At 55.2% G+C, this 15,320-nt stretch carries 12 protein-coding genes and 1 riboswitch; of the genes, 7 read left to right on the forward strand and 5 right to left on the reverse strand.

Annotated elements, in window-relative coordinates:
• Positions 1-44 precede the first annotated feature (44 nt).
• From OHL22_RS25010 to OHL22_RS08695, 5 genes are all read left to right on the forward strand, one after another.
• On the forward strand, positions 45-317 hold the full coding sequence (locus OHL22_RS25010; protein ID WP_377819484.1) for a YcxB family protein: 273 nt from the start codon (positions 45-47) through the stop codon (positions 315-317).
• Positions 311-1,090 (forward strand): imidazole glycerol phosphate synthase subunit HisF, encoded by a 780-nt coding sequence (hisF, locus tag OHL22_RS08680; RefSeq protein ID WP_263335595.1) that lies wholly within the window; start codon positions 311-313, stop codon positions 1,088-1,090. The genes OHL22_RS25010 and hisF overlap by 7 nt, the downstream gene beginning before the upstream one ends.
• Positions 1,084-1,770: a 1-(5-phosphoribosyl)-5-[(5-phosphoribosylamino)methylideneamino]imidazole-4-carboxamide isomerase gene (locus OHL22_RS08685; protein WP_263335601.1), complete on the forward strand. Its 687-nt coding sequence runs from the start codon at positions 1,084-1,086 to the stop codon at positions 1,768-1,770. Before hisF ends, OHL22_RS08685 begins: the two co-directional genes overlap by 7 nt.
• 657 nt (positions 1,771-2,427) lie before the next feature.
• Positions 2,428-4,299, forward strand: a complete 1,872-nt coding sequence (locus OHL22_RS08690; RefSeq protein ID WP_263335604.1) for an ABC transporter ATP-binding protein — start codon at positions 2,428-2,430, stop codon at positions 4,297-4,299.
• Between the two features lie 132 nt (positions 4,300-4,431).
• A complete protein-coding gene (locus OHL22_RS08695; RefSeq protein WP_263335608.1) occupies positions 4,432-5,598 on the forward strand; it encodes a pyridoxal phosphate-dependent aminotransferase in 1,167 nt (388 codons plus the stop codon).
• A gap of 31 nt (positions 5,599-5,629) precedes the next feature.
• Here the strand turns inward: OHL22_RS08695 and OHL22_RS08700 are convergent, their stop codons facing one another.
• Entirely contained in the window at positions 5,630-6,775 is a 1,146-nt protein-coding gene (locus OHL22_RS08700; RefSeq protein WP_263335611.1) for an FUSC family protein, read from the reverse strand.
• Between the two features lie 231 nt (positions 6,776-7,006).
• On the opposite strand from OHL22_RS08700, the gene OHL22_RS08705 reads away from it, so the two are divergent.
• Both OHL22_RS08705 and OHL22_RS08710 read left to right on the forward strand, forming a co-directional pair.
• Positions 7,007-7,882 (forward strand): hypothetical protein, encoded by an 876-nt coding sequence (locus OHL22_RS08705; RefSeq protein WP_263335613.1) that lies wholly within the window; start codon positions 7,007-7,009, stop codon positions 7,880-7,882.
• 79 nt (positions 7,883-7,961) lie between these two features.
• Positions 7,962-8,948 carry a 2-hydroxyacid dehydrogenase gene (locus OHL22_RS08710; protein WP_263335615.1) on the forward strand — a complete coding sequence of 329 codons (987 nt, stop codon included), beginning with the start codon at positions 7,962-7,964 and terminating at the stop codon, positions 8,946-8,948.
• 121 nt (positions 8,949-9,069) lie between these two features.
• On the opposite strand, the gene OHL22_RS08715 is transcribed toward OHL22_RS08710, so the two are convergent.
• From OHL22_RS08715 to OHL22_RS08730, 4 genes are all read right to left on the reverse strand, one after another.
• Positions 9,070-10,668 carry a S10 family peptidase gene (locus OHL22_RS08715; RefSeq protein WP_263335617.1) on the reverse strand — a complete coding sequence of 533 codons (1,599 nt, stop codon included), beginning with the start codon at positions 10,666-10,668 and terminating at the stop codon, positions 9,070-9,072.
• A gap of 98 nt (positions 10,669-10,766) precedes the next feature.
• Complete coding sequence (locus OHL22_RS08720; protein ID WP_263335621.1) at positions 10,767-13,112, reverse strand: TonB-dependent siderophore receptor; 2,346 nt, start codon at positions 13,110-13,112, stop codon at positions 10,767-10,769.
• Between the two features lie 68 nt (positions 13,113-13,180).
• Positions 13,181-13,281, reverse strand: a riboswitch (TPP riboswitch).
• A gap of 37 nt (positions 13,282-13,318) precedes the next feature.
• Complete coding sequence (locus tag OHL22_RS08725) at positions 13,319-13,882, reverse strand: HD domain-containing protein (protein WP_263335625.1); 564 nt, start codon at positions 13,880-13,882, stop codon at positions 13,319-13,321.
• Positions 13,883-13,893: 11 nt separating this feature from the next.
• The gene (locus tag OHL22_RS08730) at positions 13,894-15,309 is read right to left on the reverse strand and encodes an MFS transporter (RefSeq protein WP_263335629.1); all 1,416 of its coding nucleotides are present in this window, start codon (positions 15,307-15,309) and stop codon (positions 13,894-13,896) included.
• Positions 15,310-15,320: the final 11 nt, after the last annotated feature.

Genomic DNA, 15,320 nt, shown 5'->3' on the forward strand with positions numbered 1-15,320 from the left:
TCGCTGTTGTATGCATAGCAGCACCCATTCAACACGCAAGTTATATGCGGCGTGTCTTTGACAAACGGATTCCCGCCGGAAATCGAGCGAATTGGACAGACATAAACGACCAAGGCGTTACCTCTGCTATTGTCGGGACAGAAGAAGGCGTATTCTCGTGGGAGGATGTGGCTGGATTCGCGCAGAACGAGAAAATTACCCTTCTATATTTAGACAAGAGGCGGTTTCTGTTTTTCCCAACTTCGGTCTTGAACCAATCTCAACGTGCAGAACTAAAGGACCTCGTCGCGCGTAACTTGGTGAGGGACAAATGCTGACCCGACGCATCATAGCCTGTCTCGATGTGCGCTCCGGTCGCGTCGTCAAAGGCGTTCAATTCGTTGATCTCATCGACGCCGGCGATCCCGCTGCGCTTGCGCATCGCCATGCGCTGGAAGGCGCGGACGAGATCGTGTTGCTGGATATCACTGCTACCCATGAAGGCCGCGGCACGTTGCTTGAAACAGTCCGCCGCACAGCCAGCGAACTTTTCGTGCCCTTTACTGTTGGCGGTGGCATCCGTACTGCAGACGATGCAGCCGCTGTCTTCGATGCCGGAGCGGACAAGGTCAGCATCAACTCTGCCGCACTTGCTAACCCCGAGCTGATCGGCCAGATCGGCGCTGACTTCGGCGCACAGGCAGTTATCGTCGCTATCGATGCGCGCCGCAATACCGACTCAGGAGATCCGGTGCGCGATGCTCATGTATTTACCCACGGTGGCCGCCGCGATTCGGGCCGCTCTGTGATTGAGTGGGCACACGAGGCCGAGTCTCGCGGCGCAGGCGAGATATTGCTCACCTCGATGGACTCGGACGGCACCCGTGCCGGCTTTGACTGTGAGCTTACCGCTGCTGTCAGCGAAGCTGTGCGCATTCCAGTGATCGCTTCCGGTGGAGCGGGCACAGTTGCTCACTTTGCCGATGTCTTTGACCGAGGTAAAGCTGATGCGGCTCTGGCCGCGAGCATCTTCCACTTCGGCGTTTCCACTTCGCGCGCGCTCAAGCAGGAGCTTGCACAACAAGGCATTTCCATGAGGCTTCCATGCTGATTCCCTCTATCGACCTGCTTGGCGGCAAAATCGTTCAACTGGTGCAAGGTGAAAAACTCAAGCTTGCTTTCGACGACTTCGAATACTGGATCGACCGCTTTTCCAAATATCCGCTTGTACAACTTATCGACCTCGATGCCGCGATGGGTTCTGGCGACAACTCCGAGCTTGTTACGCAAATTGCCAAACGGCTCCCATGTCAGGTTGGCGGCGGCATCCGCAACGTTGAGCGTGCAAAGCAAGTTCTCAACGCTGGTGCTCAGCGCGTAATCATCGGCTCATCCCTGTTTACCGAGGAGAGCGGCATCGGGCGCGTCAACACCAACTTTGCGAGCGAACTCGCCGACACTATCGGCACCGGCCACATCGTCGCCGGCATCGACTCGCGCAATGGCCGCATCGCTATCAAGGGATGGAAGGCCCAGGTCGCGCTCACTCCCGATGAAGCCATACCGCAGCTTGATCCATACGCAGCAGCTTTCCTTTATACCCACATCGATGGCGAAGGCCTGATGCAAGGCTTTCCAATCGACATTGCCATTCGCCTTCGTGCTCTCACACAGCGCGAACTCATCGTGGCCGGTGGCATCCGGTCACAAGAGGAGATCGACGTGCTCGGCGGCCATAACATCGATGCCGTTGCGGGCATGGCTGTGTATACCAATCTGCTGCCGGCGTAATCCCAACGCCGGTCACGACAGCCGTGCATGGCCCGCAACCAGACACGAATTGCGCGGAATGGCACGCAAATTGTGCCAATGGGGAGGGGGGCACACGAAAAACCCTCTCAAGCCATTGATAAATCTATAGTTACGCCAGAAATCAAACACACTTATGACGGGATTTGAGCCGTATTTGCGCTATATTTTGATCGCACTTTCGCGTGCATCTCGCGGCATGGCAACTTCCAAAGAAGCTGCCGCACAATCAGTATGCAGCAGAGCAAGGTAATTCCACGCAATGTCAGCTCTCTTGCAGATTAGTTACGACTCGATCCCACTTCCCTTCACACTCCGAACTAAACCTGTGCTACTCTTGAACCACTTACTCAGGCGATCCCTTCGCCGAAAGGAAGGTCCCATGAAGACATTTGATTCGTCCCGCGCCCCCAAAGCGCCGTGGCCCGTGGACCCTTCCGGAACGATGCGACGTTAGAACCAACACTCAGTTCCTAAGCCCCTCCACAACAAAACCAAGGCAGCTAACGGGTACCCGCTAAGGTTTCGCGTTCTGTATTTTTCTGCACGCGTTGAAGCCTATGCCAACGCAACTTCCCAGCCGAAGTTCTGTTTCTCGGCCTTACCGAATCCTTTGCCGGATTCACCGATGGGATCATTATGAGTCAACCATCCAAACAAGACTCCAGGCATCGTAAAAGCGCAATGCAGCGGGTGCTTTCTTTCCTCTTTCGCCACTGGAAGCAGGAAGGTTCTGTTGTGCTGCTCATCGCCACATTCATGATTCTTGCTACAAGCGCCGACCTGTTGATGCCGATCTATTCCGGCAGGCTGGTTGATGCAATTGCGTCGCATGCCAGCGGCCGCGCCGCTGCGCTTGCCGTTGCCGTGCGCTGCATTGCCATCATGGCTGGGCTGGGGCTCATTCTGCTTGCGGCGCGTCATTGCGCATTCCTCGGCATCGTACGTCTGACACTAAGGCTGATGTCGCGCATGGCGAGCGACGCCTTCTGGCGCGTACAACGCTTCTCCACCGATTGGCATGCGAACCATTTCGGCGGCTCGATCGTTCGCCGCGTCACTCGCGGCATGTGGGCCGTCGACCTGATGGACGATACGCTTCTGCTGGCTCTGCTGCCGGCGCTGCTTGTGTTATGTGGCTCTTCCATCATCCTTGCCTTGCGCTGGCCGAGCATGGGTTTGCTGGTCGCCGTGGGAGCGATCTGTTATGTCTCGCTCTCGATCTCCCTGTCACTGGGATACATCTCACCAGCCGCGCGTCTTTCCAATGCGCAAGACACGCGACTGGGCGGCGCAATGGCGGATGCGATCACATGCAACACGGTCGTGAAAGCATTTGGGGCAGAGGATCGTGAAGATTTCCGCCTCTCACGTGTTCTCGACAAATGGAATCGCCGCACGCACCGCACGTGGATGTCTGTGACCAATAGCGGTACGCTGCAGCTTATCGTACTGCTCGCACTACGGATCTTGATCGTGAGCTATGCAGCATGGCTGTGGTGGTGCGGCCATGCAACGGCGGGCGATGTTACGTTCGTATTAACCAGCTATTTCATCATTCACGGATATCTGCGCGATGTTGGACAGCATGTTGCAAACCTGCAGCGCTCGGTGAACGAGATGGAAGAGATGGTCGATTTTCACGATCAGCCGCTCGGCATCGCCGACCATGCGAATGCCTATCCGATTCGTGTCTCTCGCGGAGAGATCGTCTTCAACCGCGTCACGTTTTGCTACGACGCGCATGTGGAGCCGCTCTTTCGCAACTTCTCTCTGCTCATTCAGGCCGGCGAACGCGTTGGACTGGTCGGCCATTCCGGCTCAGGCAAGAGCACGTTTGTGAAGCTGCTGCACCGGCTATACGACATCAACGGAGGCTACATCCTCATCGATGGACAGGATGTTTCCCGCGTTGCGCAGCAATCGTTGCGGTCGCAGCTTGCGCTTGTGCCGCAGGAACCAATTCTGTTTCATCGCTCTCTTGCTGAAAACATCGCGTATGCGCGTCCCGATGCTTCTCTGCGCGAGATTGAGAAAGCTGCTCGCCTCGCCAACGCGCATGAATTCATCATCCGCCAGCCAAAGGACTACCAAACTCTCGTAGGTGAACGCGGCGTCAAGTTATCCGGTGGTGAACGCCAGCGTGTCGCGCTCGCTCGCGCGTTTCTAGCTAACACGCCGATCCTGATCCTTGACGAAGCGACTTCCAGTCTCGACTCAGAATCGGAAGCGCTGATTCAGGAGGCGATGGAGCGGCTGATGGCAGGACGCACCTCGATCGTCATCGCGCACAGGCTCTCGACCGTGCGCATGCTCGACCGGATTCTTGTCTTCGACGATGGGCAGATTGTGGAACAAGGCACGCATGATGAACTCGTGCAGCATGCCGATGGAGCTTATCGGCGGCTCTTCGAAAAGCAAGCCATGGGTCTGCTCATTGACACTTTCGACGGAGAAGAAGCAAGTCTGAAAGACAATGTCTCCGAGGAATTTGAAGATCAAGCGATTTAGCTCTGTTCCTCGACGATGAACGGGCCGAGAAACGGATCGGCCCGCTTCTTATCTTCTGAAAACAGCAGCCAGCTCATCGGTTCTATCGGCTATTCTGTCGATGAATTAGCTTTTTCATGTCCGGGAGCCTTAATGACTACGAAAGCCATCCGTCTCGCCAAGCGCCTCGATGAAGTCGGCTTCTCCGATATCGTCCAGATCCGCAACAAGGTCATGGCTCTTCGAGCTGCCGGCAACAAGGTTCATTCACTCCACGGTGGAGAGCCTTATTTCGAGACTCCAGAGGCCATTAAATACGCCGCTATTCAGGCGCTTGTTGCAAACGAGACGCACTATGCGCCGTCTTCCGGCATTCCAGCATTGCGCGAGGCACTTGCGGAAAAGATCAGAACCAAAAACAATATCCCTGCAACGGTTGACCACATCATCGCAACCGTTGGTGGCTCGCAGGCCCTCTATGGAGCTTTTCAAGTTGTCCTCGACCCAGGAGACGACGCGCTGGTCTTCTCGCCCTATTGGACACCTATCGCCGATCTTGTACGAGGAGCGGAAGCGCGGCCACTGCTCGTACCTACTTCCACAGCACGGCGCAACGGCATCACCGCGACGTTGACCCAGTTTTCAACACCAAAGACGCGATGTATCTACTACAACACCCCGCAGAATCCTAGCGGCGTGGTATTCACTCGTGCGGAAGCAGAGGAAGTGGCAGCCTTCGCGCGGGAGCGCGATCTCATCGTGGTCGCCGATGAAGCGTATGAAGATCTTGTCTACGATGGCAGCCACTTCTCGATTGCATCGCTGCCGGGCATGGCTGAGCGCACCATCACCTGTTACACCTTTTCCAAAACATACGGCATGACGGGCTGGCGCGGAGGATATGCTGTCGCACAGGAACCGTTCATGACGGCTCTGCGCAAGATTGTCCTTTACTCCACGAATGGCGTGCCTACCTTCATTCAACATGCCATGCTTCACGCACTGCAAACACCTGAGTCAGAAACCGCAGCCCGCCTCGAAGAATATCGCAAACGCCGCGATCTGCTCGTGGCCGGGCTTAATGCGGTTGGCCTGGAATGCGAACCGCCAGCAGGCGCTTTTTACGCTTTTCCTAACGCTGAAAAGATCCATAAGAACAGCAGAACCGCCGCAGAGATTCTTCTGGAAAAGGCGCACATCTCCACGATTCCCGGATCTGTCTTCGGAGCGCAAGGCGAAGGTCATCTCCGCTTTGGCTACGCTATTTCCATACCTGAAATTGAAGCCTGTGTCGAAGCTCTCAAAGCTTTCTTACACTAATATGCGATCGCCGACTATCGAAGTCTGACGCTTAACGGCCACCGACCGCATGGTTCGTCTCGAGCCGTGAAGTTCGCAGCAGACGCGCTAGTTGCTTTAGGTGCAATTGCACTGCATAGGCCCGCAAAATTTCGGCCTGTGGGAACTGGAAGTTGTCGGGGCGGACCTGCGCCATTTTCTGCTCCAAGGCTGTTACGTCATCCTCCAGCGAGATCCCTTCCGGCGTCTCTTGAAATCGCCAGCGATGCACACAAGTGGCGAGAGATCGAAATCCGCGGCCAATATCAACTACCAGATTGCCCAGTTCCGGATCCAGCTGCGCAGCATATTTGTGCGACTCCGCAGATTCAAGCGACTCTCTGGCGCGCACCGCAATGTGCAGCGCTTTTAGCAGATCAGCAATCTCAATTTGAAAGTGATGCAACATCGACAAGCCTTCGAGCGATGCCGCTCCCAAAGAAGGCTCGTTGCGCGCTGCATCCAACAACTGGCTATCGGCTTCGATTCCCGAATCGACAGCTTTCCATGCGGCGTCGATGTTCTCCACCGCCTGCCCGCGAAACTCACGCAAGATCTCTTCAAACAGTGGCGCCATCTGCAGATATTCCTGCGCCAATCCATCGCGCAGTCGATGCTGGGCACGGCTGGGAAAAACGACAGTGGAAACGACGAGCGCGACTACGATCCCCAAGAGCACTTCCAGGACGCGATGTGCCGGCAGAGTCCAGTTGCCTCCGGTGCGATGCACCAGCATGAGGATCGTGACCGTAACGCCAGCCAGACGGGAGCTGTTTTTGAGCCCCAGGAGGCTGCAGGTCACCATCGATAGGATGACCGCCAGCAGATAGAGCCACAGGCCGGCTCCGAGCAGAGAAATGGCTCCTCCAACCAGCGCGCCAATCAGCGTTCCGATCATGCGGTCCCGTGATGCAGTGACTGTTGAGCCGACATTGGACTGCAGTACGATGATTGCGCTGATCGAGCCCCAGTAGCCGTCCTGCAGATGAACCAGCGTTGCCAGCCAATAGCAAAGACCGGCCGCCAGAGCGGTTTTGCCTGCGTTCAGCAGCATGGTCTGCTTTTCGTAGCTCAACCACACAAAGCGCTGTGGATTTGCCAGCCGCTTTTGCAAAGCTGCCGTGTCCTGCGACCAGCTCTCCTGTATGCCTCGGCTCATGCGAAATGACTTAACGGCCAAGTCTTATTATCTCTGTTGGAGTTGATTTAAAAAGCTGGCGGTCGACGTTTCTCTTGTGCGAATTATCGTCTAAAGATAAGTGCGACATAGTACAGCGTGGAATCATCAGAGAAGGTCAGAGCCGCAGATTTGCAGCACCTTTTGCCGATTTGCTGAGTCCAATACCTGCTGGATTTGCTGCTAGAACTTAATTTTGGAGCGCTATTTTTAATGCAATTCCCTTCTCTACTTGTTCTCCCCCTTGCCCTGGCCCTGCCTGCTTCGATATGCCACGGCCTTGAAAATGCCGGAACTTCTGCCCCTCCAGCAACTCTTAATAGCTCTGTCGCGGCACTAACGGCAGCGGCAAATGACAAATTCTCTTCCGCCTCAAATCTGGACGCATTAGACAGCGACAGCGCATCAGCATCCAGCACAACCTCTTTGCCTGATGCTCTTGATGTGCAGGCATCGTCTTCGCCGCAAAGCAATCAATCGCCACAGGATGGTCCCGCCCCGAAGCAGACCAAGCGGATTCTCTTCATCATTCCCAACTTCCGTTCCGTTACAGCGGACGAGAAACTGCCGCCTACCACGACCAAAGAGAAATTTAAAATCGCGTTACTCGACAGCTTCGACTACTCAGCGTTTGTCGAGGTTGGCATTCTCGCGGGCCTGGGGCAGATCGAGAATTCCGAACCGGAATTCCACCAGGGAATGGCTGGATACGGCCGTTATTACTGGCACAGCTTCGCCGACAACCTTGATGGCGATCTGTGGGTAGAGGCAATCATTCCTACTGTTTCACGCGAAGACCCGCGCTATTACACGCTGGGACATGGTGGTTTTTTCAAGAGAACCTACTATTCTGTTTCGCGCCTTGTAATCACCCGTGACAACAACGGCAACCCGACTCCGAATTTTTCCGAGGTTGTCGGCAATGGCATTGCGGCCGGCATCTCGGAAACTTACTATCCAAGCTCTGAGCTGAGCTGGACCAAGACCGGCCAGCACTGGATCACGCAGATCGCCATCGATGGGCTCTCCAATGTGGTTAAGGAGTTCTGGCCAGACGTCAATCAGAAGATCTTTCACGACAAATACTGAGCCAGATCATCTGCCCGGACAAGAATCCCTGGTCGGCACTGTTTTAGTAGCATGGCTATGAGGACTCTTCTCATACGCCATGCTTAAAGTTGGATACCCTGACGCTATCGGTGTGGAACTGCTTCAGCAGTTCCCGAGCGGAATCGAATTAGTTCCAGTTCCAGCGACTCCTGCCCATGAAATTGCGCTTGATGTCTGGATTGCTCCACCGGTAGCCGGATGGGGCCGCAAGGTCTGGCCTCATCTTCGAGGAGTGAAGACAGTGCTGGCACTGACCGCCGGTACTGAGTGGATCACCGAAGTAGCAGGTCCGTCTGTAACCGTGTGCAACGCGCAGGGAGCGCACAATGTTTCCACTGCCGAGTGGACAGTTGGCGCAATACTCGCGATGCTGAAATATTTTCCGCTGTATCGCGACCTTCAAAATGCGTCGGACTGGAGGGGGCGCTCGCGGGCAAGTCAGGATTACAGTGCAATTCACAACGACCATCGTGCACAGTATCCGCCCATTCTGCAGGAGGAGTTAAATGGCAAGCGCGTGCTCATCGTAGGATACGGAGATATTGGCAAGACGATTGAGCGCTACCTTGCTCCCTATGATGTCGAGCTGACCCGCGTAGCCCGCAGCGCTCGTACCAATCCTAAGGTTCACTCTGTCAGCGAACTGGATCGCCTGCTGCCTGAAGCAGAGATTGTCATCCTGATCCTGCCGCACACGCCTGAGTCGCACGGTCTCATTGGGGCAGCGCAAATCGGCCTGATGCAACAAGGAGCGCTCCTGGTCAACGCTGCACGTGGCCCTATTGTTCAGACCGATGCGCTGGTTGAGGCGCTCAACTCATGGCGCATCCGCGCAGCTATCGACGTTACCGATCCTGAGCCGCTGCCGTCTGACCACCCTTTGTGGAAATGCCCCAATCTGCTGATTACTCCGCATGTGGCCGGCTCCACGCCACAGTTCAGCGCACGCGCCATGCGTATTGCCGCAGAGCAAGTTACGCGCTTAATCTCCGGTCAGCAGCTTATCAATGTGGTGCAGCAAGGAACAGCAACTGTCACAGCTTAAGCAGCAATATGATTTGGCTTTCGTTGATGACTTACTCTCAGCAAAGCTCTCATAAAACTCAGGCGCCGCATCTGGCTAGGATGCGGCGCCTTTCCTGTGTAGACGGGCTTACCTCATCGTTTTATTTTGCTGACTCAGTGTTCTTAATAAACGCAGCGACATCATCGTGGAAGTGCTTGAGCACATCGCTGTTCACATAGATCATGTGACCTGCCTCGTAGTAGTGGTAGCTGATGTTGGACTGAAGATTCTGTGGGATCGGCAGATGATGCATCTCGTACATGCCTTCAAAGAACGGCGTGGCGAGATCGTAGTAGCCACCTGCAAGGAACACCTTCATCTTTGGGTCCTCCTTCATCTTCAGCGCCAGATCCGGCATCACATTCTGTCCACCTTCGGAATAACGCATCTGCCAATGAAAGCCTTCAGCGCCGTAAGCATTCGGCCGGTAAGTCCAGTTCTGTCCATATTTCAGATCGTTCCTCAGATACTCATTGATAGCTGTCGTATATGCAGCCGAAACAGCCGAGCTTTGAGGATCGTATTCGGTCTGCTCACTCAGCGGATCGAAATCCGGCCCCTGATAACGAGTGTCCAGCCGCCCGACCGAAATACCCTCGGCGTCCTTGAGCGTCTTTGAGAATGCTCCACCTTCCACACGAAGATTGCTCTTCATCAGGTAGTCGACCGGTAGTCCTGTATACGAGTGCAGTTTCTCCGCAACGGCCTGTTTACGCGCCTCTGGTAATTCAGAGCCCTGCAGCAATGCGCTCATGTAATCACCCAGCGCGTAGTCTTCCACTTCCTTAAGAAACGGCTCCAGGGCTGGCGGCTGCGACGGCAGCTTCTTGTGATACCACGCTGTCGCAGCATACGTCGGCAGTGCAAGTGCATAAGCCTGGTCCACGCCAGGATTTTCTTTCGGCCCATCGACGCTGTTGTCAAAGCTGAGAATTGCCGACAGCAGGATGACGCCATTCAAATCTATGCCTTGCAGATCCCTGCTCAGCACGGCGCTGCGCGGAGTTCCGTAGCTCTCGCCGAAGATGTATTTGGGCGAGTTCCAGCGATCATACTGCGTCATGAAGCGACGGATGAAGCGCTCAAAAGCGCGAGCGTCCTGGTCTATGCCGAAGAAGTCCTTGCCTGCATCCTTACCATAAACACGGCTGAAGCCCGTTGCCGGCGCATCGATGAAGACCAGATCGCTTACGTCGAGCAGACTGTAGTCGTTATTTTCGATCTTGTAAGGAGCCGCAGCCTCGTGCACCGTATCCTGCGTGACTACGCGTTTGGGTCCGAACGAACCCATGTGCAGCCACATGGTCGATGAACCCGGACCGCCGTTGTAGCAGAACGTGATAGGCCGCGATTGATTCGAAGCGCCTTTCTTGAAGTACGCTACGTAGAAGAATCGCGCTGTCGGCGGCTCATCGCCGGGCTTTACGCCAGCCTCGGGCAACCAGTGGCCTTTCAGATCCAGCTCCGAATCCTGCGCTGGCGTTGCACCCACCGTTATAGTTCCAGCAACCGCCGTATAAGCAATCGCCTGCCCGCCAACCGTCACCGTACCTTCGGTCGTCGAATCCGGCTGTGCGTCCGCTTTCGCAGCTTCAGCGTGCTTCTCATCAGTCTTCTTATCGTCTGCCGACTGCGCCTGGAGCACACTTGCGCTCATCAGCAGTCCAGCCAGCACATAGACCCAGGTACGCCTTTGCATGGAACATCCGCCTCCAAATCTGGATTGAAATCGAGATTTAACTATAGCGGATGAAACCGTAATCTTTCCGTTTTTTCGAGTTATTGTCGACGCAATGTTTAGAACTTGTATTGCATCGACAGCCTTACCGTCGTCGGCGCACCAAGATGAATAAAGGTATCTCCATAGCTAGCGCCGGTATCTTTCCAATACCGTTTGTCGAGCACATTATCTGCATAAAGATGAACCGCGACACGGCCTTGCTCTCCGCCAGGATGATAACTGGCGCCAATGTTGAAGAGGTTGTAGCCGCCCACCGATACCGCATCATCTCGCGTGGCAAATTTGCGATCGGTATAACTCCAACCGGGCATCAGGTGAAAATCAGCAAACGAAAACCCTTTCCACTGCGGGGCATGCGCTGAAAGCCACGCAAGGTCTGCGAAGAGCGTGGTCTTGAACTTTGGAGCATTGATGACCTGCTTGCCATTAAAGGCAATAGTTCCGGAATCATCAGAAACGGCGCTGATACCAGCCGCGGAAAACGATAGCCGAGCCCAACTGGCAGCCTTGCCTTGTGCAGTAATTTCCGCGCCGTCATGCGTTTCATGCCCGTCCGCCTCAAAACACTGGCCAACTTCCGTCACATCAGTACAAAACGCGTCCGGCTGAGAAATGACCTTGGGATAGAAGAATGGCGCGCGCATACGAAAAACATCTGCACTCAACAAAATCTTCTGTCCTGGCTCGAATTTCGCACCGATTTCCGACTGCCGCGTGAAGAATGGCGCAAGATAGGCGCTTCCGTTGATTGCCCAGAAAGGAGCCTGCGGTCCGAGCGATAACAGCACACTATAACTTCCGTACAGCATCAAGTTATTGACCGAAGACCACGTCACGGAATACTGCGGCAACCATATTCCTCTTGCACTCGCATAGTTGAAATCGCTCACAGACGCATACCGGCCACCCGCGGTCAGGCGTACGCGCTCCGGCAATTCGATGCGATCCTGCACGATGCCCGCGGATTGATGATTGAAATCTGCAATAGACAACGGACCAGCCTGCTGCACCGGGCTCTCGATGGGATAAATTACATTCGATTGATAGATATTCTCGCTGCCGATGTAGGTGTACACCGCGCCATCCTGCACCGTATCCGGCGCATCCGGTCCCGGCGCACCGGGCAGATACACGCCGCGGTGAAAGATCGATCCGCCGAAGACGAGATTGTGCTCAATCGCACCAGTCCTGATGCGGCCTGCGGCAATCACTTCGCCGGTCGAGTCGTAACGCCGCTCACCAGGATCGCGATAATCGTAGATATCGTATGTGCCATCGGGCGCGAAGAAATACGGTGGCGCAGTACCACCCTGCGTTGGATCGCACGCCGCCTCGTAATAGCACCCGTACGGATAGATGACATCGTCATCTATGAGTGAGTGACTGTAATTAGCCTGCTCGTAGACATGCCATATCGGTGTGACGTCCAAATCGAGCCGCGCATCAGTATTGATCGCGTCGAAGATGTTCGGCTTCGACCAGATCTGATTGCCTAACATCACCGAAGGAAATACGCTGCTCAGTGAAGGAACCTCATCCCCGCCCAGCAACTGATACCCGGCTACGGACCGCTCGCGTTTGTGCTGATACTCAAAGTCCGTTTTCAGCATTGCGACGGGCGATATCTTCCAGTCCGTCGAAAGAGTCCCCAGACCACGCCAGCCATTGGCGCTCTCAACGTAGGTATGAATATCCTCGCCGGCCATGTTGGTTCTAACGCCGAACTGCTTCTGCGCGCCAAACAACGCACCAAGATCAAGGTCTGCAAAAGCTGTTCCGCGATGATCCGTCGCCAACTCCACCGTCTTCACAACTGCCGGCCGTTTCGTCACATAGTTGAATAAACCACCTGCTGTTGTTACGCCACTCTCGATTCCAGCGATGCCTTTCAGTATCTCCACGCTTTGCTTGTTCTCAAGCGGCACATCCTGCTCGCCCGCCACAGGCATGCCGTTGATTTGAAATCCGGTCGCCAGATCGATTGTGAATCCACGGATCTGATAGTCGCCGTAGTAGCCAACCGGTGCGTAATCCTCGCCGACCGAAGCATCGTTCTTCACCACATCGGAAAGCAACCGCGATACCTGGTCATTCAGCAGATCGCGCGTCATCACCGTAACCGTAATTGGCGTCTCTGCTAGTGGCAGGTTATCTAGGCTTCCAACCGAGTTCTCCTGCGGCAGATAGTCATCAGGAGCCTGCCCTGTAACCACCACAGTGGTAGTAACGGGCTTCACCGTTTGCGCGCTCTGCTGCTCATCCTGTGCAGATGCTTGAGTTGATGCAGACTGTTGCGCATAGCCATGGATCGCGTAGACGCAGCAAAGCGCCAGAATGATAATCCTGCATGATCTATTGCGTTGTTTAAGACGGAAAAATCGCGGTACTGCAAGGTCGAACATAACTCTCTCGTTTCTGGCTCAAATCAAAGCCATCGAAACAAGAGGCGCTCGCTAGACCGAGCTATGACGCTCAGGTCTTGGAAACTTCCCACGCCGGTATTATCCGGTTCGGGTCCAAAGGGACTCTCTCAGCCCCGCCGCGATCGGCGGAGCACCCCTGTTTCATTTTCTTGAATATATCGTAATTAGGCATGAACTGCCTGACATTACCGCCAAAGCGTCTTAAGAAGCGGTAGATATGTCTCAGCCTGCGGAACTTTGAGCTCCGGGATCTTGGCTTCATCATCCCATCGCCGCAGCTTGACCGCGTCCTGCGCAAAGGGGAGCGCCATGAATGATCCAGCTTCTTCTTCCGACATTGGACCGCCCTGCAACTGCAGGCTCAGCTCCGAGGAAGACGAGAGCGATGCGCAATAAGCAGGCTCGGCAAAACAGAGATAACGCTTGGCTGCTACATGCATGTGGATCGGATCCATCACCGCCGCAGGCAGATGCTCGGCGAGCAAATGAACCGCCAGTTCTTCATGGCGCGTATCGATGCCCTCGCCGGCAATGTCTTCCGCTTCGTTATGCAGCAGATGCCCGACATCGTGCAGCAGCGCGGCTGCCACCAACTCCGGCGAGCTTTTCGTCTCTACTGCAAAGTGCGCTGCCTGCAGGCAGTGCTCCAACACTGTTACATCCTCGCCGAAATAGGATTCGCCGCCGCGGCTGTTCATCAACTCCAGCACGTCTTCGGGGGTCTTCAATTGAATCGCTGCAATCTCCATTTTCTCTCCGTCTATACGGCTGTCTGCGCGCGTAGCTTTGCCGCTCGTCTCTGACTGATGGCAAGCACGAGAGCCACAGCCGCCGTGAGCAAGCATACCGCAGCCAAACCAAGAAACGCGTTACGCCAGCCGTACTGCACGGTAACGCGCGCCATCGTATCGCCTGACATGACGCCAGCCAGGTAACCGACGCCATCGATGATCCCTGCTGCGGTCGCACTTCCCTTTTCGCCACCAAAATCCATGGACATGGCGCCGGCGAGATACGAGTAAGGCCCCAACAGAAGAAATCCCACAAGCGCGACCAGTGCAACCGGAATCCACGGACTGCCGTGTTGTTGCACGCGCCCCAGCAGAAACAAGCATCCAGCCCCGGAAGCGAGACCCCCAAATAACACCAGGCTTCTGCCATTCAACCCGAGGCGATCGCTCAGGAAACCAGCCAGCAATACCGATACCCCGCCAAATAGCGGAAATAACGCGCTGCGGCTCGCGGCATCAGCATTGGAAAGCCCCACGAAATCGACAAAGTATGTCGGCGTCCAGAGATTGAATGTCTCGCGCAGCAAGGTGGTGCCGAGAGACAGCAGACAGACCAGCCAGAAAAAGCGGCTTGCCAGCAGGGGTTTGAGAATCTCCATCAATCCCGGCTTCGCGATAGTTTGCGGATGCTCATCTTTACCCGCATAGACATTTAGCGGATTCGTTCGCGGTGCTGGTAATCCACGCTCTTGCGGCGTCTCGCGCAACAGCAGCAGATTCGCCACCAACAGCACCGCAAGAAGTGCCGCGCCAGTAAAAAAGATGCCGCGCCATCCCATGCCATGTTTCAACAGTTCAGACATGATCTCTCGCGAGGCCGCATCACCAAAGAGGTAGCTCAGACTCAACACGGCCATGACTGTTCCGTATACCGAATACGAAAACCACCGCGATGAGACTTTCACAAGTCCCACCCATCCAGACGACTGCACCAGGCGATTGCCCATCCAGGCGAGAGTGAAGATAGGGAATCCTCCGCCCAGCGCAAACATCACCGTAAACAGAATCGCTCCGGCCATACCGGCAAGAAAGCTGTTGCGTCCGCCAAAGATATCGGCGAGCGATCCGCAAACGAATTTGCCAATTGCGTAAGCCAGCACCCCAAGCGAAGCAATAAAACCGAGCCTCACCTGCGCCACATCGGCGGGAATGCCATGCTGCCCGAGATCGCTAATCAAGAGCGGCAGCACGACAGAAAGATCAGAACGGCAAAAATAGTAGCCCGAGTAACCCAACACCAGCAGCGCGACAGTAATGATGTGCCATCTTGTTAACGCTGAGCTCTCTGCGCCGGCAGCTTCGGAGCCAGCCACTATAGCTTCGCGGCTGAATCCTTCATCCTTGATTAATACCTCTGTCGAGATATCTTGCTGATCAAATGCCATTTGCGCCTATG

This window comes from Acidicapsa dinghuensis (assembly GCF_025685685.1).
Classification (GTDB): Bacteria; Acidobacteriota; Terriglobia; order Terriglobales; family Acidobacteriaceae; genus Acidicapsa; species Acidicapsa dinghuensis.